The sequence below is a fragment of the Metabacillus sp. KUDC1714 genome (assembly GCF_014217835.1).
Classification (GTDB): Bacteria; Bacillota; Bacilli; order Bacillales; family Bacillaceae; genus Metabacillus; species Metabacillus rhizosphaerae.
In genome coordinates this window covers 4,030,859-4,052,594 of sequence record NZ_CP055263.1, presented here as the reverse complement: position 1 = coordinate 4,052,594, position 21,736 = coordinate 4,030,859, and the positions used below count along the sequence as shown (strand labels likewise).

The window sequence follows — 21,736 nt, the reverse complement described above, 5'->3', positions numbered from 1 at the left end:
CCAAGCTTCTTGCTTATGAGCCAACATTTTGATCTTTAGTTACAAACAACTCAGGATAACCATAACTGCCATGTTCACTTATATCTAATCCCATAATCTCTTCTTCTTCTGAAACACGTAATCCGTTCATAAGTTTTTTCGCAATCGCTAATATCACAAACGATACAACAAATGCGTATGCTCCAGAAGCTGCTACTCCCATAAATTGTACGCCAAGTTGTGTAAATCCACCACCATAAAATAGTCCTGGTAAGCCAACAGTTGCTAGTTCAGGTGTTGCAAAGAAACCAGTTGATAAAGTTCCCCAAACACCAGCAACACCATGCACTGATAATGCATAGATTGGATCATCAATTTTTCTCTTCTCAAAGAATCTAGCACTATAGAATACAAGGATTCCAGCTATAAAACCAATCACTACTGCTGCCCATGTATCAACAAATGCACAAGATGCCGTTATTGCTACCAATCCTGCTAAGGCTCCATTTAACATTGTTGGAATATCTGATTTACCTAATACCATCCAAGAAATAATAAGTGCTGATACTGCTCCTGCTCCTGCTGCTAAGTTCGTATTTAGAGCAACAAATCCAAAGAATCCATCATCAACAGCTACAGTACTACCTGCATTAAATCCAAACCAACCAATCCATAAAATTAGGACACCTAAAGCAGTAAACACTTGGTTATGACCTTGAATATTATTTGCCGAACCATCTTTATTGTATTTACCAATACGCGGTTTTAAAAGAATTGTCGCTGCAAATGCCGCCATTGCACCAGTTAGATGGACAACTGTAGAACCAGCAAAGTCCTGTTTACCATGTTCCGCTAACCAACCGCCACCCCAAATCCAATGTGCAATGACCGGATAAATGAGAGCAGAGAATAAAACAGTAAAGACTAAGTAAACTGAGAGCTTAGCACGTTCTGCAAATCCACCTAAAGCTATTGTGATTGAAATACCTGCAAAAGCTAATTGGAATACGAAAAATACAGATGTTGCTAATCCCATATCTTCCACTTGGTAACCTGAGTAAAAGAAATCTGATAAACCAACTAAGAAATTTCCATTACTACCAAAAATAAATCCATAACCTATAGCCCAGAATACTAATGAAGCAAGACCAAAAGTGAAAATGGTTTTCCCTGCAATGTGTCCAGCATTTTTCATTCGAGTTGAACCAGCCTCAAGTAATATAAATCCACCTAACATAAAAATTACTAAAATTGCACCTAGCATGACCCACAAACTATTCATTAAAAACAATGTATCCATTGAACTTCCTCCTCTGTGCAGTTTCTTAACTTGAGATGTAAGAAAATATAACATCTCGTTCTTATTTACTATTTTATACGATATCAGCAAAGTGTCAACCCGTTTTCAGAAGTTTTTAAAAATTCTATGTTAGAAAATCTAACATAAATTTATGAATAATCTTATTTTCTCGCTCAACATCATCTAAATAAAAGGTTTTATAACATAAAAAAAGCATCCTATCTGTAAGATGCTTAAACTATTTACAATTATTTTGATTTAATCTTCAATTTCTTATTGTATTTCATCTCTATATTAAAGTCCTTTAAAATCGAGAAGGACATTGCAATTAAAACAAACGTTAGTGGGAACGCACTTACAATAATTGCAGTTTGCATCGTATTCAAACCACCAGAAAGCATTAGCACCACTGCAGAAGCTGACAAGAAAAAACCCCATGTCACCTTAACAAATAAAGGTGGATCAAGACTCCCATGTGCAGTTTGCATACCTAAAACAAAGGTTGCTGAATCTGCTGATGTAACAAAAAATGTTGTAATCAACATCAATGTAACAATAATTAACAAACCAGTTAACGGAAGCTGTTGATAAACAAAAAACAAGACTGTCTCTAAACTTTGCCCGCTAACATCCAACCCTTCAAAGAATTCAAAATAGATTCCTGTCCCACCAAAGACCGCAAACCAGAAAGCACAAACGAGCGTCGGAATAATTAAAACCGCTATCATAAATTCTCTAACAGTTCTCCCTTTAGAAACACGTGCAATAAACGTCCCAACAAAAGGAGCCCACGCAATCCACCATGCCCAATAAAAAATTGTCCAGTTTTGAATCCATAAAGCATTTTCATCATTAAAAGGAGCTAGTCTTAACCCCATACTAGGAAGGTTTTGAATATAACTACCTAGTGTAGTTGTAAATAAGTCTAACACGAAGCGTGTTGGCCCAATAAACAAAAACAAAATCAGGAGAATAACAGCTAATACTAAATTCGCATTACTTAGAAACTTAATTCCTTTTTGGAGCCCAGTTCCCGCAGATAGGATAAATAGTACAGTTACAATTGCAATAATAATTAACTGTACGGAAAAATCATTTGGAATATTAGAAATATAACTGAGACCGCTATTAATCTGTGCAGCCCCTAACCCAAGTGATGCTGCGACTCCAAAAATCGTAGCAAACACAGCTACTACATCAATAATTGTACCGATTATCCCAGTTGATCGTTTCCCTAATAACGGAGTTAACGTCACACTCATCAAACCTGGTTGTTTTTTTCTAAATTTATAATAAGCCAACACTAATGCAATTACAGCGTAAATCGCCCATGCATGAAACCCCCAATGCAAATAGGTATATCGCATAGCAACCTTCGCTGCTTCTCCTGTCCCCCCCTCCCCAATAGGTGGACTCGCAAAGTGAGAGATAGGCTCTGATACACCAAAAAACAAAAGACCAATCCCCATTCCTGCACTAAACAGCATCGCAAACCATGTGGTCCTATTGAAATCAGGCTTATCATCATCGGCACCTAATCTAATTCTTCCATATTTACTAAAGATTAAAAAGATTGCAAAGATTAAAAAGAATGTTGCCGATAACTGATAAAACCAACCAAAGCTACTTAAGAAAAAAACTTTCGTTTTGTCCATAATTTCTCCGAGTTGATCAGGAGCAACAACTCCCCAACCCACAAATACCGTAGCCATCACGATCGATATCCAAAATACCTTTGAAACTTTTTCCATGAATCAAACTCCTTTAAGTGAAAATGACAAGAAAGTGTAATCATTGATTAATGTTTTTACCTTAAGGTGAAATTCAACAAATAATCGGTAGGATAATTTAGTTTGCTTCAAATAATCATAATTATAGCTACTATTCAACAATTCTTTTATAGGTCACCCAATTCCATTTGGATTGCATTACTAAAAAGGCTATAATTACAATGAATAGGATGTAATGCTTTTGATATGTAGCAATTTGTTTTAATGCATCCAAAAGGTTAACAAGAAAAGAGGTAATTGAGAAATGAACATCATCGATTCAACAATTGAAAAACTAGAAGATCCATTCAGTATCCTTACTGGAGATCGATATGAAATCTTCCTTACATTAGATATAGATGAGGAAGATGAGCTTTATAGCGAGAATGGCATTAGACTCAAGCTAATATTTGCAGTCGAAGCCGAAAAAACTAAAATTGCGCAATATGATTTTATCGAAAAAACAACTGATCGTTTCTTAGACTTTGCATTGGAAGAGGAAGAAGAAAAGGAAGTTGAGCAGTATTGTCAGCAGCTAGTTGAACAATTGTAGGAATTACATAAGAAAAGGACTAACTTTATTAAAATCACTTAATAAAGTTAGTCCTTTTTCTCATTTAATTAGATTGCCTTTTTTACATTAATAAGCTTTTTTACGAGAGACATTTGATTCTGTTTGGGCTGTTTTCTAACAATTAATATCAATTGAAAAACTAATAAAAATAAAAATGATTTCTTATAAACAAGATAGCGTGGCTTCCAATCTGTAGCAAATTTAGCCTTGTAGCTTCGTAATCCTTTAAAATTGTAAAATTTACAACCGTTTATAAAAGCGTACTTTGCCATTCTCTCTCGCCATGGTGCCCCCTTTTGTGTTCCTACATTCGATAATGGCGACATCCCTAAACTACAAGATACATACCCTTTTTCCTTCGCCCACAAAATCGTAGAAAGAAACACCATATCCATTGCTCCGGATGGACTATCGTTCGTATACCTCATCAGATCAATACTTAGCGTCTCTGATTCTTTATAATCAGAAGGTAAAGTCGCAAAAGCAATAAGGCGTCCCGCTTGGTCTCTCAAGGTCGAAACTGGAAAAAGCGCAATATAGCCCTCCTGAAACGAACTAACAGAAAAGCTTTTTTCCTTTCGATCAGCTAACCATTCATCTGAAACTGCTTTTAACTCATTTACAAACTCTGAACTAAACGGAGGATACTTAACAGAAAAAACATATCCCTCTCTTTTGAATTTATTTTTCGTTGTACGCATCTTCGCGTTCTTCTTTCCTTCGATTGAAAAGTTTTCAAAACTAACTTTGGCTTCTTCACCAACTTTAAAGAAATAATAGCCGCGATCATGATAGAATGACATAAAACGATCGCTCGCTTGATAAAAAACAGGAGTTACTCTTTGATCACTAGCAAATTGAATGAATTCGTCTAGAGCTGCTTCAAATTGAACCTCATCTCCAATCGGATCACCAAGTACAATATATTTATTACCTCTTTTTCTATAGGAAATCAATACAGAGTCATTTTGAGCAGAAAAAACTTGTTTATCCTGCAGAAAAAAGAGATGTGACAACGTGTTCCCACCATATTTTTTTATAAACGAGAGCGCAAAGGTATCATCGAATGTTTTTTCATTTCCTTGTTTTCGGTTATTCACCATTAAAATGTAAAAACAAGAGCTGATACAAAGCAAGAAAATGAGCATGTTCAACAAATAACTATCCTCCTTAAAACTTTCTATTTATACAAGATACCATAAGAATCACATTGAACAAATAAGTTTTTCTTACCTATTCTATGTTCTCCTCGAATAGTTTCACCGAAATCGGACATCGTAAAAGTAGACGTAGGTAACGTGAAAGGAGGAGAGAATAAATGAATGTTAATAGAGCAAAAGAAATTTCACAATTAGGTGATATGGTGAATGTAACATACCAAAATGAAGGTATTTACATACAATCTGTTGATGAAGAACTAGGTTCTGCTAGGATTTATCCACTTAATAACCCTCAAGCAGAAAAGAGTGTACCTGTCGATCATTTGATTGAAGGATAAATCGAGACTTCCACCAGTGGGTATCTGGTGGATAGAAGACTTATCGTACCTTTAAGGTGCGGCAAAGGAAACTCTAAGAGCGCAAGCGTTCGATGTTGACTTTGCGTATAAGGGGTGTGTAGCTCACAAGTGGTTGGGCGATTGAGCTGGATGTCATAGCGTTATACACAGTACAAGAATTTTATAATTTTCTAACAATAAAAAGAGGCTATCCACTAATTAGGATAACCTCTTATATGCTTATTATAATTTTACTACGTCTTCAGCTTGAGGACCACGGTTACCTTCAACGATGTTGAATTCAACTTTTTGTCCTTCTTCTAACGTTTTGAAACCTTCACCAGTGATAGCACTGAAGTGAACGAATACATCGTTTCCTTCTGCAACTTCGATAAATCCGAAACCTTTTTCTGAATTAAACCATTTTACAGTACCTGTAGTTTTCATGAGAGAAACCTCCAAAGATTTTTTAATATGTTACTTATATATTTACTCGGTAAATAAAATTCACATATTATAGAGAATATCAAAGTAAGGAGTAGATAATCTCTATAATATGTGAATTATATAGCTCCATATTTGGTAATTTGAAATAAACATACAATCTATTTATTTTTATCATTAATTATTGAAATTGCAAAACCTCAAAACAACGAAAGCCCTACCTCTCTTTCGTCCTTACGGCTCCTAGTCCGCGCCAGTGTGAATTGATAAATACGAATCTGTGACTTTTTTAAAGACCTTTATAGGTCACATCCAGAAACCATAGTATTCACATAGCACTATAAATAGTGAAGCATTAAAAATAAGCACTTCTATTATTCTATACGATTTATCATTACTTGTCAATGTAAACACTTTTTTTGTAAAATACTTTTGAGGGTTCTATTTATTTTAGTAACCTAATAACCTTTTTTATTTAGTATTTGCACAAAGAATAATAAACTCGCAGAAATAAATATCATCGATCCTACCCATAGCCAAGCCATCTTCATATTTCCACTATCAATTGCTACATAGATAGCAGTAGAAACGGTTTGCGTTTTACCAGGAATATTGCCCGCAAACATAAGAGTTGCACCAAATTCTCCTAAAGCCCTTGTAAAACTTAATACAAAACCTGTAATGATATATTTTATTGTTAGAGGTAATGAAATGTAATAGAAAACTGATGATTCACCTGCGCCATCTACCCGTGCAGCATCTTCTATTCCTGAATCAACATGCTCAAACCCCGCTTTCGTCACTTGGTACATAAGTGGAAAAGCCACGACAACTGAGGCAATTACACCCGCCCACCACGTAAATATAATTGGTCCATTAAATAGATCTTGTATCACATGTCCAATCGGACTATTTGTTCCAAATATGACAATTAAGAAGAATCCGACAACAGATGGTGGTAAAACTAACGGTAAAATAAGAATTGTCTCGATTAACATCTTTCCAAAGAAGTTGCTTTTTGCCATAAATCTCCCAATAAAAGTACCTAGGACCATAACAACGACACTCGCGATTATTGCTATTCTAAGTGATAATAAAATAGGATCCCAAAACTCAATATTCATCTTTACCCCTCAATCTATTACGGTAAACCCAAATTTTTCAAAAATACTCATTGCATTTTCATCTTGCAGGAAATGATAAAAATCAATTGCTTCATTTTTATGTTTCGATGTTTGGATCACACCAATTGGATAAACAATTGGTGTGTGTAAAGAAGAATCTATTGTTGAAATTCTTTTAATCTTATCCGATATGTAAGCGTCTGTTTTATAAACGACTCCTGCAGAAACATTACCTGTTTCAACATATGATAAAACTTGGCGAACATCTTTAGCAAAAATAACACTATTTTCAATTTGTTTCCATATCTCTAGATTTATCAAGGCTTCTTTTGCATATCTACCAGCTGGTACCGTTTCTGGGATCCCTAACGCTATTTTATCTACCGTTTTTACATCTTCGATAGAAGTTAATTTAGAACCTTTAGGCGCTATTAATACAAGCTCATTTTTTAAGAAATTAATAGCTTCGTCTTCATGTATAAGATGTTTATTCACTAAATTTGTAAACGTTTCTTCATCCGCGGAAAGAAATACATCTACTGGTGCACCTTGCTCGATTTGCTTCCCCAATGTTCCAGATGCTGCAAGATTAAGAAGAAGATTAACCTCATTTTGTTGTTCGTATTGTTTCTCTATTTCTTCTAAAGCGTCCTTTAGACTTGCGGCTGCTGAAATCGTTAACTCAACTTTTGGTTTTTCAGTTGAAGAACACCCCAGGGTAAAAAGAAAGCATACAAAACAAAGAAGATAACTTTTTATTTTCATCCAATCACCCACCACTAACTGGGGGTATCAATGCGACAACATCACCTGGTTGAATGGTATCTTGATCAAGTGCATATTCTTCATTTACAGCAACCATAACGTGTTCTAAAGAGCCCAACTCATAATTTGTTTCCATCATTTTCTTTAATTCTTTTACTGTTAAAGATGAGTCCTCGATTTGTAATATATCCCGACCTGCTTTTTCCTGTAAATGAGCAAACAATAATACTTTAATCATTCGTTACACCCCCTTAATTGGTTTCCCTTCTGGATAGTATGTTTTTTCTAGTTGATCACCAATCCATGATTCTCCATCTTCCCATACTTCTTTTTTCCAGATTGGAACGATTTGTTTAATTCGTTCAATCGCATATTCGTTTGCTTCATATGCATCTTTCCGATGTGGTGTTGATACTGCAATAACAACAGCAATTTCTGAGATTTCTAATTTGCCTATTCTATGGGATATGGCAACCTTTGCTCCATTCCACTTGTCATTTATTTCTTTACCAATCTGCTCTAGCATTTTCACAGCCATTTTTTCATATGCTTGGTATTCTAAAGATATTGTTCGTTTTCCGTATGTAAATTCCCGAACAGTTCCAACAAAGGTGGTAATAGCACCTGCTTCATTTCGAATAACCTTATTCGTTATTTTTTCAATTGAAATTGGATCCTTTACGATCTCAAACAAAGACTCATTCAATGAGTTCACCTACTTTATTTGTTAATAACCACTCAATACTATCTTTCGTATTATTAAAGATTTTGTATTTTTTTGTTATATCAATAGGAAGTTCAATACTTGTAATGACACAACAGATATTCTCGAGACTATAAAGGATAGACAAATCTTCAATTGATCTTATTAGCACGACCTTTGGATAATCTGCTGACTTGTACCCTTCAATAACTATGATATCTAATTGGAACAGACGATACATGAAAACCAACTGCTTGAGTGTCAAAGACATTTTTTCAGAAGTCATTACAAAGGAACCATTTCCTTCAACAACAGATACTTGAGCACCAGCATGACGATGCAGTCCTGAGTCTTTTTTGTAATCATCAATCTTAACTGAACCTTGATGGCCATGATGTTTAATCGTGCCTACTTTTAGACCTCGTTTGTCAGCTACTTGAATGTATTCAACAACAAAGGTTGTTTTTCCACTATTTTGATAACCAACTACTTGAATGACTCTGCCCATGAGAATTCACTTCCTGTTTGATCATCAATTAGCAAAACATCTATATTATCCCCCGTCTTATATCCCCTAGTTCCACCAGGTAATACGATAAATGCATTTGCATCAGCAAGTGATGTAACAACATTTGATTTGTCTAATCCAATAGGAGAAGCGACCACTTTCCCAGCGGTTAATGAAATCCGCCCTCTAACAAAGCGAGTAAATGGATTAGGCTTTAAAAAGTCCTCTTCTAAAATAGCAGTAACTCTCTGGAGATGAGCACGTTCAGAATTTAGAAACGTTCGAATGATCGGTCTAACAAATAACTCAAATCCAACAAAGCAAGCTGATGGGTTACCTGAAAGACCAAACAATAATTTACCGTTCACCTCAGCAACTGTTGTAACACTGCCAGGGCGCATCGCTACTTTATTAAATAATACATTGGCACCTAATCGTTTATATATTTCTGGCAAATAATCAAAATCACCTACAGATACACCACCTGTAGTGATTAGAAAATCAACGTTTTCCAATGCGACTTTTACTGCTTCATAGCATTTTTCAAGATCATCTACAAGCTTTCCTAAATAAACAGGTTCTGCACCACTTCTCCTTGCTTGTGCATCAATCATATATGAATTACTATTTCTTATCTTCCCAGGTACTAGTGGTTCATCCACATCTAGCAGCTCACTACCCGTTGCAATAATTCCTATTTGTGGTTTTTTCACAACTGCTACTTTCGCATATCCAAAGGTCGCAAGCAGGGCAATAATGCCAGGTGAGATATATGCCCCTTTTTTCACTAATATATTGCCATATTGTGTATCCTCGCCTTTAAAAGAAATATTATCTCCTTTATTGAAGGACCTTTTCAAAGACATATAATCACGACCAGCCTTTTGAAATACTTTGGTTAACTCTAGCATCACAACAGCATCACAACCACTTGGTATTTGTGCACCAGTCATAATTCGTACAGCTTGCATTTCCCCAATGGTAAACTCACTAACACTCCCTGCGCCAATCTCGTCGATGACTTCAAAATCAACAGGATGATCTGTGCTAGCATATTTTGTATCAATTGAACGGATTGCAAATCCATCATATGGTGAGCGGTCAAAGGGAGGAACAGGATGATCTGCAATAATATCAACAGCTAAAAACCTTCCGTAACTTTGTTGCAAATCAACTTGTTCACTTTCTCCATGTACCGAATACTTTAATACTCTCTCAATTGCTTCCTTAACAGCTAATGGTTTCCTTTTCTCTACCATCCAATCACTCCGGTCTTATCATTGGTAATCTAGATCTATTAGTTTAGATTCTGATATTTTATCATTAGTTAGTAGCTGTTTGTAATCTTCTTGTGAATTAATGTTACTGAAAATATTCCTATCAACACCAATTTCTTTTTCAGATACATACAAAACTTCGATTTTATCAAGGAGAGATACGATTTTGTACTCTTGTTTAGTCAACTGCTTTTCAACAAACGGAAAAACAGAATGATGATAAACACCTATTAACGGATGGAGCTTCCCGTTCACTTTGGGAATAACTGCTTTAATAGTCGGATGTCTCAAGTCAAGCAAGCTACGAATTAGGTGATTCGTTATTAAAGGAACATCACAAGATAAGATAAAATACCATACGGCTTTTTCATGGTTCATCGCTGTATAAATACCAGCTAAAGGCCCTTTACCTTTTACTTCAACATTATCCTTAATTACCTGACAGGTTGCTGTTTCTTTCATTCTGTCTACTAAATCAGTTCTACTAATGATTAATTGCTGATCTGTTTCAGCTTTCAACACTTCATATGAATGTTCCCAAAACGATCTCCCTCTATATTTTGCAAATGCCTTAGGCTGACCAAATCTTGAAGATTCTCCTCCGGCTAATAACACACCAACTGTTTCATACAAATTCGCATCCACCCTTTTACTTTTATTTTACCTTTTATTAGCATTTGAAGATGTGACAATTTACACAATAGTTCCGAACTGGACTGACAAATGCGATGTATTGCAAAAAAGCCAGTTACCTTAAATTGGCAACCGACTTTTTCAATCATCCACTACATCATTATTTATTCAGCGTTTTCAAGCTCAGATAAAACACGATTCACACGCTTTTCTAGCATCTTCATTCCACTTCCACCAGCCTGAAAGTGACGAAGCTTTCCTTCTTTATCAAAAACATAGTAAGCGGGTACATATTGATTTTCTAATGAATCGGTAAACTTATGCTCACTGTCAACAAAGATTGGTTGACTGATATTATGCTCAGCTGCAACTTTTTTAATTTCATCAATATTTAAATCATCTTCAGAACGAGGCATATGAACAGCAACAACATTTAATTTATCTTTATACTGATCTCGGAATTCATTCACTTGTGGCATTGCTTCTTTACATAAATGACAGCTAATTGACCAAAAATGAATTAGAGTAGGCTTTTCTCCAATTAATTGCTCTCTTGTAACCTCACCATTTAACCATTCAGTAGCACCTGTTAACTCTGGCATTGGCTCACGTAATTTCATAGTCTTCCCTCCATATTTCAAAAAAGCGGCAACGCCCTGTCTTACCATTTGAGGTGACTTGGCGCTACTGCTAGATTTTAAAAATAAATACATTTAAAAAAGGGGCTGACATTCTCTTTTGCCAGCCTCTTTCTAATAATTTTTGTATGCTACTTTTTATAGTGTAGCTTGTCCAGGTTTCCAGTTCGCTGGGCAAAGTCCACCAGTTTGAAGCGCTTGAAGTACACGAAGTGTTTCGTCTACGTCACGACCGATATTATTGTGATTAACTACTGAATATTGTAATTCACCTTCTGGATTAATAATAAATAAACCACGAAGGGCAATTCCTTCTTCTTCAATTAAAACACCATAATCGCGAGAAACGGTATGGTTTGTGTCAGCAGCTAATGGATATTTTAAATCTCCTAAACCATTGTCTTTACGATCTGTTTTGATCCAAGCTAAATGAGTATGAATTGTATCTGTAGATACACCGATTACTTCTGCATCCAAATCCTCAAATTCGTCATAACGATCTGATAATGCAGTAATTTCAGTAGGACAAACGAATGTGAAGTCCATTGGATAGAAGAATAGCACTGTCCATTTGTCATTTTTCATGTTTTCTTCTAAACTTACCTTACCAAATTCTTTGTTTGCAAATACTGCTTCCATTTCAAAGCGTGGTGCTTGTTTTCCTACCATACGTTCTGCCATTATGTATCCCTCCAAATGTTTTTTCAAGTTTCAGGGTTTCTAATTGAGAATAAATGATTGATTCTTAAGACAAATTTTTCTTGTCTAATACAGTGACCATTATAGGACAAGCATCCTTTTCAGTCAATATTAGATAATAGTAATTTTAAAAATGTACACTTTCAAAATTCTCTTTAACAAAATACATTATTCCCTATCCTCTATGTTAAATTCAATTAATTTACTTTGAGATTATGCGCTTATACTTATAATAAGTCAATTCCCTTCATTTTTGTCTATTTTATGTTTAACCTATTAGATAAAGGGTATATAAAATGGGGCTTTCTTTAGAAATATTGAAGATATTTTTGAAGGAACTCTTAAGTAAGAAAGGATGTTGTATATGGGTCTTCTTGAAGGCATAGATTGGTCATACCTTTTAACTAATGCTGGAATTATCATTTTAAAGTTAGTAGGAATTATCATAGCCTTTTTAATTGTAAAGGCAGTAGGAAGCAGAATTGTAAAAAAAATGTTTCAACGTATACAAGAGCGTGATAACATATCAGCTGGTCGAGCCTTAACACTTCAAAGCTTATCGTTGAACATTTTGTCTTATGTACTTATCTTTATGTTTGTTGTGATGGTATTTGAAGTCTTTAATTATGATGCTACAGCCTTATTAGCAGGTGCTGGAGTTATTGGACTTGCGATCGGGTTTGGTGCACAGGGTCTAGTTAGCGATGTGGTAACAGGTTTTTTCCTTTTATTAGAAAAGCAAATCGATGTTGAAGACTATGTTACAATAGCTGGTTTTGATGGAATTGTCGAGCAGGTTGGTCTTCGAACAACACAAATAAGAGGCTTTGATGGAACACTTCATTATGTACCAAACAGGGAAATTACAAATGTAAGTAACCATTCAAGAGGTAACATGAGAGCTCTAGTTGATATAGGGATATCATATGATGATGACATTGATCAGGCAATTGCGGTTTTGCAGGCTGTTTGCGATAAATTTGCGGCAGTTGATGCGAGTATTGTCGATGGTCCAAATGTACTTGGTGTACAAGCACTTGGAGCATCAGATGTCGTCATTCGCGTTCTTGCAAAAACGGAAAACATGAAGCAATGGGAGGTTGAACGAAACCTTCGCAAGGCAATGAAGGAAGCTTTAGAGGCAAATGGAATAGAAATTCCCTTTCCACATCAAGTTTATGTTGAGAAAAAAAGTCAATAATAAACGCACTATACATTAGCTAACAAGTACTAATAAAAAGCGAAAAGAGCACTCCTAGGTGCTCTTTTTCGTATGCAGCTTAGCGATTTATTTTGCTTTCAACTTGTTGGCAAATTTCATCAGCCGATAAGCCACTTGCTGAAATAACTGATCCAGCAGTCACTGCATTGCTAATCCCCATCACATTTGCATCTTGTCCAGTAATTACACAACAGTCACAACCTTGTGCATCACTTTCATTGTTTAATTGGACAACATCATAGCCTTTTTGTTGCAGGGCAGCTGTTACGTCAGATAAAGATTGTTCTACACCGATTTTTGGCATTGTTTATCCACCTCCTACATGTATTGTGTACATGGATGGATAATATATACATCATTTATTTTGGCTGTTTTCGCAAACTTTGTTGCTTTTAAAATAGTATTGGGTAGGTTGATTGGCGCTCCAGGATGCTCGCTTTCCGTGGGGCGGGCGATGAGCCTCCTCAGCGCGAAGCGCCTGCGGGGTCTCATCTGTCCCGCTACTCCCACAGGAGTCTCGCATATCCGTTCCAATCACCCTAATCAGTTTTGTTCAAAAACAACAATCTTTTAGAAAAGAGCCTTGTTTTAAAAGTACCTCTTAGAAAAGAGCCTTTATTTTTGAGTTGCCTTAAATGTTATATACTTACTCATCAATTCGACAGCTACATGTATAGCTTCTTCATCAGGCATTAACTTTGCATGATGTAGACCGTATGAAGAATCAACGCCAAGCCAAAACATAAAGCCAGGAATTTGCTCAACCATATAACCGAAATCTTCTCCAGTCATTGCTTCTTTACATTCTTGAACAGTGAAATCAGTATTCGCAGAAATGAATTCCATAAATTCCATTGTTAACGTCTCTTCATTAAAAACTTGGTGATACATAGAACCATAATCAATCGTCGCTTTACATGAGTAGCCGATCTCAACACCTCTAACTAGCGCTTCAATTCGCTCTTTCACTTTATCCATTGATTGTACTGACAGAGTTCGAATTGTTCCTTCTAGTCTAGCATTCTCTGCAATGATATTTTGAACGGTTCCACCCGTAATTTTTCCAATTGTAATGACTGCACTATCAAGTGGGTCTACATTTCGCGCTACAACTGTTTGGAGCTGGGTGACAAGCGAACATGCCGCAACAACCATATCATTCGTTGTATGTGGATATGCTGCATGACCACCTTTCCCTTTAAGGTCAATAAATAATTCAGATGTATTTGCGAAAAGCAAACCTGGTTTAGTCGCAACAGTCCCAACAGGAAGTTCTGGTGATATATGAAGGGCTGTAACGATGTCAGGTTTCCAATCTTTGGCGACCTCACTATTTAGCATTGGCTCCGCACCACCAGGACCTTCTTCAGCTGGCTGAAATAAAAACAAAACATGATCATCAACTGGATTTTCAACAAAGTGAGATAGAATTCCTAAAGCAATAGTCATGTGAAAATCATGTCCGCATGCATGCATGTATCCAGGGTGCTCTGATTGAAAATCATAGTCTGTTTCCTCTGTAATTGGCAATCCATCAATATCAGCTCGATACCCAATCGTTTTCGTTGGATTTATCCCGTTCACTAAAACAAATATTCCTGTTTTCCACGTCTTGATTTCAATTCTTTCATTAGGAAATTGGCTTAAGACATTTAATAAATATTGTTGTGTTTTAAATTCTTGAAACCCAATTTCAGGTATTCGATGAAGATCTCGACGAATTTGACCTAGTTTTTCTTTTATCATACTATCACCGCCGTATACAGAAGGCGTGGATTTCCATCCACGCCTTTGGTATTATAGTTGTCTTAACTCTTGCATAATTTCTGTTTTTGATTTTGTTTTATCATCAATATCTTTAATTTTTCGTGCCGGTGCTCCATAAACAACTGTATAAGGTTCTACATCTTTCGTAACAATTGAACCTGCACCTACTACAGCACCTTTACCTACTGTAACTCCTTCAAGAACTACTACGTTAGCACCAATCATTACATCATCTTCGATTACAACAGGTTTTGCAGAAGGTGGCTCAATTACGCCAGCTAAAACAGATCCAGCACCAACGTGACAATTCTTACCAACTGTAGCTCGTCCACCAAGAGTAGCATTCATATCAATCATTGTACCTTCGCCAATTACTGAACCAATATTAATTGAAGCACCCATCATAATAACTGCATTATCCCCAATTTCAACTTGATCACGAATAATCGCACCAGGCTCAATGCGTGCTTTTATATTTTTAAGGTCAAGTAATGGAATCGCAGAATTACGACGATCATTTTCAACCACATAATCTTCGATCATTGCTTTATTCGTTTCAATTGCATCTTGAATTTCAGCCCACTCACCAAACACTACACCAGAGTTCCCTGTTATAAACGTTTGTGCTGACTCTCCAAAGTTAATACCTTCTAGGTTTCCTTTTACATAAACCTTTACAGGTGTAGATTTTGTACTGTTTTGTATAAATGAGATAATCTCATTTGCATCCATCATTTTCATATGTATGTTTCCTCCTTATACTAAATATTAATCATTCCTTACTGTATCAAAGGATCATACACTTGACAAGCAATGAATTTTAGAATTTTTAAACATATTAATCCTAATATCTATTTATGCTCTTTGACAATGTCTAAAAATGCTTTAACCTGTTTCAATTCAAACGACGATTCAATTCCAAGTAGCCAAGTATCTCGTTCTATCGGTTTGTTATTCTCATCAAGTAATGGAATTTTGAAAACATCTTGTTCATCCTCCTTTAATGTTACAGAAGGTAAGATCGCATAGCCTATCCCATTGAACGCCATTTGTTTACACGTTTCAATTTGATCAACAACAATTGTCCGCTTTGGGGAAGTTTGGAATTGATTATGCCACCAGTCTTGAATTTCTTGATAATAGGTTGAGTCACTTTTAAATTGAATAAATGGCCTTTCTGTATGTAAAACATCCTCTATTTTACTAATCTCAGTATCGACTAAGTATAGTGTGTCAGTGAGAAGGTGTTCTTTAATCCCTTTCCATTCTGGATTTCCTCTGATTATTCCAATATGAACATGATCTTCAAACATACTTTTTAAAATTTCGCTACTCCACCCCGTAATTAGTGATATTTTTGCATGAGGATATTTATTAACATATTTTTTTAGTACTTCTGGCAACCAATGCTGACCTATAATTGATGCAACAGCAAGCTTTAATGTTCCATGTACCTCACCCTCTAATTCAGAAATTTGTTCTCTAAGCATTTCTTCTTTATTTACAACCTCACGAGCAAATGAAATAACCTTTTCTCCCGCCGGTGTTAATGTAAGACCCTTTTGTGAGCGAATAAAAATTTGGAATCCCCATGATTTCTCTATTGTTTGTAAGCGCTGTGATAAAGCTGGCTGTGAAACAAATAAACGTTCAGACGCTTTTCTCATATTCATTTCCTCTGATAAAACGACCAACATACGAAGTTCGGACGTTTGCATACCTATACACCTGCTTTTTAATAAGTTTTACTTATATGCTTTATATAATTTTTATTAATTTTTTTATGACCTTTTACAATGTATGATAAGGATAAAGGTTTGTTTTGTAAATAATAATGTTCAAAAATGGGAGGGATTTTCATGAGTATAGAAATCATTGGGCTAGACCATATTCAGATTTGTGTCCCCATTGGTGAGGAGTCAATTGCACGTCACTTTTATCTTGATCTGCTCCAATTCACTGAAATCGAAAAGCCTGAAAACTTAAAGAAAAATGGTGGTTTTTGGTGTAAGGCTGGTACAATATCTGTCCATATTGGGGTTGAAAAAATAGAAAAGTCAAAAAGCAAACGTCATCCAGCCTTTATCGTAAGTGATATTGAAGCAACTAGACGCTATTTTGAAGAAAACAATGTTACTATAAAAGAAGAAATACCTATTCCAGGTGTAAGCCGTTTTTCATGCTTCGATCCTTTTTTAAATCGAATTGAATTTCTAGAATATATATAAAATGTAACTTCCATCAGAGAATCAATCCTTACAGTTTAATCTCAAAGAAAAAAGGCTAATTTTATATATCAGCCTTTTCTTTCTTCGGTAAAAACAGGATCAGTATAAAACTTAATAGTGCAAAACTAAAAACAACCCAATAAACATCATGCAATGCATACTCAAGACCCTGCTTGAGCAGCTGCCTTGATTCATCATTTAAACTACTACGCTCGCTATTATTAAGTAAGGTTGTTGCAGAATCCAGGTTCATTTCTTCACCAGCATCATGACTTGATAAATAGCTAAGAAGCCTGCTGTTTAATATTCCTCCTAGTAATGCTGCACCAATTGTACTCCCGACATTTCTCATAAACATATTTGTTGCTGTAGCCACACCTCTTTTATTCCAAGCGACTGTACTTTGTATTGATACAATAAAAGCTGTTGTGGTTAAGCCCATTCCAATCCCAATTAAAAATGAACCAGAAGCAGCAAAAAGTGGGCTACCGCTTCCTGAGAGCATGACAAAGATAATACTTCCGCAAATTAATGAGATTCCACCTAATATAGAGGTCGTTCGAAAACCTATTGATAAGATAGATCGTCCTGATATCATCGCGGCAATAGGCCAACCAATTGACATTGTTGTTAATGTTAAGCCTGCTACGATCGGTTTTTCCTCCATAACACCTTGTACAAAAGTAGGTAAAAAGGTTGAAAGGCCGATTAATATTACACCAGTTGTTAATGAGGTAAGGTTTGCAATTAAAATCGACCGTTCACTCCAGAGTTCAAAAGGCATCATTGGTTCCTCTACCTTTCGCTCATATAAAACAAATCCAATTAAGCTAAACAGAGCTAAACCACCTAATAAAAAGATTGGCATTGATACCCATTCATATCGGACTCCACCCTCAACGAGAATAAACATAAATAACGTTACTGATAATGTAAGGAGAATCGCTCCGATATAATCAATTTGTGGCTTTCTTTTTTCAATTTCCTCATGGAGAAACAGATATAAACCTATGATTGCAAGAATTCCTAACGGGATGTTGATCCAAAAAACAAATCTCCAGCTAACAAACTCGACAAGCAGTCCTCCGATAGCTGGACCCATAATGGCTGAAATCCCCCAAACACTTGATAAATATCCTTGTATTTTTGCTCGTTCCTCTTTTGTGTATATATCACCAACAATTGTGGATGCGATTGGCATAACTGCACCTGCACCAAATCCTTGGACAAACCGCGCGACAATGAGCCACTCCATAGTTGAAGCAAGACCACAAAGAATAGACCCTATTAAAAAAATTATGATACCAATTGTTAATACAGGCTTTCTGCCAAATAAATCAGATAATTTACCATAAATCAGTACTGTTACTGCATTCATCAAAAGGTAAGAAGAAAATACCCAACTATATAATGAAAAATCTCCTAACTCAGCAACAACAGCAGGCATAGCTGTTGCAACAATAGTAGCTTCAATTGCTGCCATAAACATCGCAAGCATGACTGTAGCTAGTACATATGGTCTTTTGGTTTTACTTGACCTCACCTTTGAATCTTTATGTACCATTGCCTGTCCCATTGCAAATACACCGCCTTAAAAAACCTTGAAATTTAATACTTTTCAATAGTATTAGTATAAAGATGTAATACAATTTAAAGATAATGTGCATATGCACTCGAAAAGAAAACGATGCAATGAATACTGCTTTCCATTTACACCGTTTCTAAAAAACTTACTTGTTATCAACTTTTGTTTAAGTTATTCTTATGATTTTTTAATTGTTTTAATATTGCTCTTCTTGTAAATATCCCCTCAAAGAGATTTTCTTCATTTTGAACACATACAAACGAATGATTCACAACAAGATCAAGTCCCTTTTCTAAGTTGTCATCTAAATAGAGTCTAGGGATGTCAGTATTCATAACCTCTTCAACCTTCATATTTTCCAACTTTTCGAATTCAATCCGTTCTAGTCCAAAAATATTATCCATAATTAAATTCATACCAATTAAGCCATGTAGCTTAAAGGTTGGGTCCAAAACTGGGATGGCTGTATAGCCTGTTTTTGTTAGGACAAGTAGTGCATGCTCTAAATTATTGCCAAGTTGAACATGAGCAACTTTATCCGCTGGAATCATTAAATCTTGAACCTTTACATCCTTAAAATCAGTGGTTTCTATACGTATCATCAGTTTGTTCTTCCTCTCTAAAAAACTTTGTCTAAGCCCGCTTACTGTTTAAAGAGGTCTTGAAATATCCTATTCTATCATAACATATAGATTGCATGTATTTCCCTTAAAAAGCAACTCATTCTATACAAAAGGGACAGTTTCAAACTTGCAACTGTCCCTTTTGTATAGAATATAGACTTAATTAGACAGACTTGACAAGTCCGCATGCTTTTATTAAGTGAACTTTTTCTTATGTATCAAAATTAAGATCACAATTTGAATGTATAAAAAAATGATACCCTTTATGAGTATCTTGTTAAACTTTTTTAGAAGAAATTTTTTGTATTTCTCACTCTTTATGTAGTCTTTTTATTTTATTCTCAGCAAATCGAAAAGGGAGACCAAGCGATTGTATGTTACTTCATCTGTGCTCTTAGCCCCTACTTCAATATCATTCAATTCACTACTTACAATTTCAATTGCATATTGTTGACGAATTAAAATTTCTACTAATAATTTTTGATCTTCAGATGTTAGTTTTTTCAATGTCGTTTCCATACTAACCCCCTACTGCATAATTCAATTTATCGTGAATATTTTATTTTCTACATCAATTTTCATTGGTGAAAATCTACTTTGTATAACGATTTGCATAGCTAAATGCAGTATAAGACTCAGGTTTAATTTTTGCTTCAACCCCCATTGCTTCAATTCTTCCAGTCATTTCTTGAATTAATTCCTTTGTTATTCCCTTACGTCCAATATCGAGATGGATTTCAAATAATAAATCGGCACCTTCATCAGCAAATGGGATTAAGACGTCTGTTAAATCAACTAAATATTTCGTAGTAAATGAATAAGCCACTTCTTGACTTAGTGCAGTTTCCATTGAGATTTTTTCACGAACACTAACTATTGGGCGTTTTACACTATACGTCTTTAAACAGCCCCATGCTCCTTTTCCGATGCGATGAAGATGTATAGCTGTAATAAATTTTGTCTCATTTTGATGAACATGTGAATCCGAACCAATTGACAGTACATACTCCGAACGTGGATCTTTAAGCATAAATCCTTTTATACGCTCAATTACTGTTTGGAAAGACATTTGTTTTTCTGAGACATTATAAAAGGTGAATGATTCGTTCATGTCACATCTCCTCGTCAATAGTCTCTTTGGATTCCGAATGAGCTTTCAACAACATCTAAAGCCTCCTTTTAAAATATATGCCTTATACAAACTGAAATATGAACATTAATGCATAAAAAAATAGTCATACCTGTAGGCATGACTATTCTCCCTTACTCGTCTCAATGTTTGGTATCGTTTCATGGCAGCGAGCGCACGTAAAGATAACATTTTGATTAGATTGTGCTGTTAATGATTTGGTCAGTGGCTGCTGATCTTGACAAACCGGGCAAATAACTGTTGGTTCTTTTCTCATATTGCCTCCTTAACACACATTAACTGGCAGTAATTCCTTACTTAACCTTAGTTTGGATCATAATTGGTTTTTCTATTATGAAAACTGCCAGTAAATGTCCGATAAGTTCAACTAATCATCAATAAAATCCACTGATGGTAATTTCAACTATTGAAGTAGATCAAAGATTTCCATTGCGATCATATCAATATTGTCAAATTGATATGATTGAGGTTTATCTCCTTTTTGATAAACCTCTAATTCGAACGTGTTGCTCTTATCGAAGTATTTTACACTGCAACGCTTTTCTCCTTCAACTTCGAAAAAACGTTGTAAAGGTTCACCAGAACCCGCATTTTCTTGTAAATTTTGTAGTCTTGTAATAATACCTAATAGTTGTGACACTAGATATCCCCCTTCCGGAAGAGTTAACGTATAACTGATTCCTAATATTTAATATTGTCTTACTCTACCATACATTCTATCCACTAAACAACGATTCAATAATCTGTATCTTTACTTTGTGCCTTATCAATTTTACACTATGTATGATGGGATTACCAAAGGAATTCCCACAATCATCCTTGTTTAACTGTAAAATGTAATCTTCTATGTCAAAACATTAAAGAATACACTAGTTAATGAGGTTAACGAAGGCATACATAATGTTGATGAAAGAAAATCAATTATTGGTTGCTTCGTATTAGAAATGCAAGGTTGAACAAGTAGCTATGGTCTTTTTAGAAGAACAGAATATCCTCTTTGAATCATCAGCAAATCCCTCTATATCAAATATAATAGAAGGTTTAGCAGCGTTCAACATTCCCTTAGAGAAAATAGCCTTTATTATTGTAACACATATTCAATTAGATCATGCCGGTTGCGAAAGATTACTTTTAGAAAAATGTCAAAATGCTAAATTAGTCGTTCTTCTAAAAAAAACAAAATATAGGACGCGTCCAGCAAGATTTAACCAAAGCAGTATAGTAGTTAACATGTTTTATTGAGCTCAGTA

Annotated in this window: 27 protein-coding genes; 5 read left to right on the top strand and 22 right to left on the bottom strand. The window is 35.3% G+C overall.

Features of this window, described 5'->3' with window-relative positions:
* Positions 1-13 precede the first annotated feature (13 nt).
* Both HUW50_RS18625 and HUW50_RS18620 read right to left on the bottom strand, forming a co-directional pair.
* A complete protein-coding gene (locus tag HUW50_RS18625) occupies positions 14-1,279 on the bottom strand; it encodes an ammonium transporter (protein ID WP_185653106.1) in 1,266 nt (421 codons plus the stop codon).
* A gap of 248 nt (positions 1,280-1,527) precedes the next feature.
* Entirely contained in the window at positions 1,528-3,030 is a 1,503-nt protein-coding gene (locus HUW50_RS18620) for a glycine betaine uptake BCCT transporter (RefSeq protein ID WP_066330714.1), read from the bottom strand.
* A gap of 283 nt (positions 3,031-3,313) precedes the next feature.
* On the opposite strand from HUW50_RS18620, the gene HUW50_RS18615 reads away from it, so the two are divergent.
* Positions 3,314-3,601 (top strand): DUF6509 family protein, encoded by a 288-nt coding sequence (locus tag HUW50_RS18615; RefSeq protein ID WP_066330715.1) that lies wholly within the window; start codon positions 3,314-3,316, stop codon positions 3,599-3,601.
* 68 nt (positions 3,602-3,669) lie between these two features.
* Here HUW50_RS18615 and HUW50_RS18610 read toward each other — a convergent pair whose 3' ends face one another.
* The gene (locus tag HUW50_RS18610) at positions 3,670-4,770 is read right to left on the bottom strand and encodes a phosphatidylglycerol lysyltransferase domain-containing protein (RefSeq protein WP_232329021.1); all 1,101 of its coding nucleotides are present in this window, start codon (positions 4,768-4,770) and stop codon (positions 3,670-3,672) included.
* Positions 4,771-4,940: 170 nt separating this feature from the next.
* Between HUW50_RS18610 and HUW50_RS18605 the strand changes: the two genes are divergently transcribed.
* The gene (locus tag HUW50_RS18605) at positions 4,941-5,120 is read left to right on the top strand and encodes an H-type small acid-soluble spore protein (RefSeq protein WP_066330719.1); all 180 of its coding nucleotides are present in this window, start codon (positions 4,941-4,943) and stop codon (positions 5,118-5,120) included.
* Between the two features lie 243 nt (positions 5,121-5,363).
* Here HUW50_RS18605 and HUW50_RS18600 read toward each other — a convergent pair whose 3' ends face one another.
* From HUW50_RS18600 to HUW50_RS18555, 10 genes are all read right to left on the bottom strand, one after another.
* Entirely contained in the window at positions 5,364-5,567 is a 204-nt protein-coding gene (locus HUW50_RS18600) for a cold-shock protein (RefSeq protein ID WP_066330721.1), read from the bottom strand.
* A gap of 455 nt (positions 5,568-6,022) precedes the next feature.
* On the bottom strand, positions 6,023-6,688 hold the full coding sequence (modB, locus tag HUW50_RS18595) for a molybdate ABC transporter permease subunit (protein ID WP_066330723.1): 666 nt from the start codon (positions 6,686-6,688) through the stop codon (positions 6,023-6,025).
* A 9-nt stretch (positions 6,689-6,697) separates the two neighbouring features.
* Positions 6,698-7,453, bottom strand: coding sequence for a molybdate ABC transporter substrate-binding protein (modA, locus tag HUW50_RS18590; protein ID WP_185653105.1), 756 nt, complete (start codon positions 7,451-7,453; stop codon positions 6,698-6,700).
* Between the two features lie 4 nt (positions 7,454-7,457).
* On the bottom strand, positions 7,458-7,691 hold the full coding sequence (moaD, locus tag HUW50_RS18585) for a molybdopterin converting factor subunit 1 (RefSeq protein ID WP_066330730.1): 234 nt from the start codon (positions 7,689-7,691) through the stop codon (positions 7,458-7,460).
* A 3-nt stretch (positions 7,692-7,694) separates the two neighbouring features.
* Positions 7,695-8,159 carry a molybdenum cofactor biosynthesis protein MoaE gene (locus HUW50_RS18580; RefSeq protein WP_066330732.1) on the bottom strand — a complete coding sequence of 155 codons (465 nt, stop codon included), beginning with the start codon at positions 8,157-8,159 and terminating at the stop codon, positions 7,695-7,697.
* On the bottom strand, positions 8,152-8,664 hold the full coding sequence (gene mobB, locus HUW50_RS18575) for a molybdopterin-guanine dinucleotide biosynthesis protein B (RefSeq protein WP_083964577.1): 513 nt from the start codon (positions 8,662-8,664) through the stop codon (positions 8,152-8,154). The genes HUW50_RS18580 and mobB overlap by 8 nt, the downstream gene beginning before the upstream one ends.
* Positions 8,643-9,923 (bottom strand): molybdopterin molybdotransferase MoeA, encoded by a 1,281-nt coding sequence (locus HUW50_RS18570; RefSeq protein ID WP_185653104.1) that lies wholly within the window; start codon positions 9,921-9,923, stop codon positions 8,643-8,645. Before HUW50_RS18570 ends, mobB begins: the two co-directional genes overlap by 22 nt.
* 18 nt (positions 9,924-9,941) lie before the next feature.
* Positions 9,942-10,574 carry a molybdenum cofactor guanylyltransferase gene (locus tag HUW50_RS18565; protein ID WP_066330738.1) on the bottom strand — a complete coding sequence of 211 codons (633 nt, stop codon included), beginning with the start codon at positions 10,572-10,574 and terminating at the stop codon, positions 9,942-9,944.
* A gap of 164 nt (positions 10,575-10,738) precedes the next feature.
* The gene (locus HUW50_RS18560) at positions 10,739-11,194 is read right to left on the bottom strand and encodes a TlpA family protein disulfide reductase (RefSeq protein ID WP_066330750.1); all 456 of its coding nucleotides are present in this window, start codon (positions 11,192-11,194) and stop codon (positions 10,739-10,741) included.
* 156 nt (positions 11,195-11,350) lie between these two features.
* The gene (locus HUW50_RS18555; RefSeq protein ID WP_066330753.1) at positions 11,351-11,893 is read right to left on the bottom strand and encodes a peroxiredoxin; all 543 of its coding nucleotides are present in this window, start codon (positions 11,891-11,893) and stop codon (positions 11,351-11,353) included.
* A gap of 382 nt (positions 11,894-12,275) precedes the next feature.
* Here HUW50_RS18555 and HUW50_RS18550 point away from each other — a divergent pair, with 382 nt between their 5' ends.
* The gene (locus tag HUW50_RS18550; protein WP_185653103.1) at positions 12,276-13,112 is read left to right on the top strand and encodes a mechanosensitive ion channel family protein; all 837 of its coding nucleotides are present in this window, start codon (positions 12,276-12,278) and stop codon (positions 13,110-13,112) included.
* A 79-nt stretch (positions 13,113-13,191) separates the two neighbouring features.
* Here the strand turns inward: HUW50_RS18550 and HUW50_RS18545 are convergent, their stop codons facing one another.
* From HUW50_RS18545 to HUW50_RS18530, 4 genes are all read right to left on the bottom strand, one after another.
* Positions 13,192-13,437, bottom strand: a complete 246-nt coding sequence (locus HUW50_RS18545; RefSeq protein ID WP_066330760.1) for a YkuS family protein — start codon at positions 13,435-13,437, stop codon at positions 13,192-13,194.
* 311 nt (positions 13,438-13,748) lie between these two features.
* Positions 13,749-14,879, bottom strand: a complete 1,131-nt coding sequence (locus tag HUW50_RS18540) for an N-acetyldiaminopimelate deacetylase (protein ID WP_066330763.1) — start codon at positions 14,877-14,879, stop codon at positions 13,749-13,751.
* A gap of 51 nt (positions 14,880-14,930) precedes the next feature.
* Entirely contained in the window at positions 14,931-15,641 is a 711-nt protein-coding gene (dapD, locus tag HUW50_RS18535; protein ID WP_066330773.1) for a 2,3,4,5-tetrahydropyridine-2,6-dicarboxylate N-acetyltransferase, read from the bottom strand.
* A 110-nt stretch (positions 15,642-15,751) separates the two neighbouring features.
* On the bottom strand, positions 15,752-16,618 hold the full coding sequence (locus HUW50_RS18530; RefSeq protein ID WP_066330776.1) for a transcriptional regulator CcpC: 867 nt from the start codon (positions 16,616-16,618) through the stop codon (positions 15,752-15,754).
* A gap of 141 nt (positions 16,619-16,759) precedes the next feature.
* On the opposite strand from HUW50_RS18530, the gene HUW50_RS18525 reads away from it, so the two are divergent.
* Entirely contained in the window at positions 16,760-17,128 is a 369-nt protein-coding gene (locus tag HUW50_RS18525; RefSeq protein ID WP_066330780.1) for a VOC family protein, read from the top strand.
* Positions 17,129-17,189: 61 nt separating this feature from the next.
* Here HUW50_RS18525 and HUW50_RS18520 read toward each other — a convergent pair whose 3' ends face one another.
* The 5 genes from HUW50_RS18520 to HUW50_RS18500 all read right to left on the bottom strand — a co-directional run bounded on the left by HUW50_RS18520 (position 17,190) and on the right by HUW50_RS18500 (position 21,126).
* Complete coding sequence (locus HUW50_RS18520; protein ID WP_185653102.1) at positions 17,190-18,704, bottom strand: MDR family MFS transporter; 1,515 nt, start codon at positions 18,702-18,704, stop codon at positions 17,190-17,192.
* Positions 18,705-18,868: 164 nt separating this feature from the next.
* A complete protein-coding gene (gene cbpB, locus HUW50_RS18515) occupies positions 18,869-19,315 on the bottom strand; it encodes a cyclic-di-AMP-binding protein CbpB (RefSeq protein WP_066330783.1) in 447 nt (148 codons plus the stop codon).
* 351 nt (positions 19,316-19,666) lie between these two features.
* On the bottom strand, positions 19,667-19,855 hold the full coding sequence (abbA, locus tag HUW50_RS18510; protein ID WP_066330784.1) for an antirepressor AbbA: 189 nt from the start codon (positions 19,853-19,855) through the stop codon (positions 19,667-19,669).
* Positions 19,856-19,928: 73 nt separating this feature from the next.
* Positions 19,929-20,447, bottom strand: a complete 519-nt coding sequence (locus HUW50_RS18505; protein WP_066330787.1) for a ribonuclease H-like YkuK family protein — start codon at positions 20,445-20,447, stop codon at positions 19,929-19,931.
* A 442-nt stretch (positions 20,448-20,889) separates the two neighbouring features.
* The gene (locus HUW50_RS18500; RefSeq protein WP_066330793.1) at positions 20,890-21,126 is read right to left on the bottom strand and encodes a YkuJ family protein; all 237 of its coding nucleotides are present in this window, start codon (positions 21,124-21,126) and stop codon (positions 20,890-20,892) included.
* A gap of 326 nt (positions 21,127-21,452) precedes the next feature.
* Here HUW50_RS18500 and HUW50_RS18495 point away from each other — a divergent pair, with 326 nt between their 5' ends.
* Entirely contained in the window at positions 21,453-21,728 is a 276-nt protein-coding gene (locus HUW50_RS18495; RefSeq protein WP_066330796.1) for an MBL fold metallo-hydrolase, read from the top strand.
* Positions 21,729-21,736: the final 8 nt, after the last annotated feature.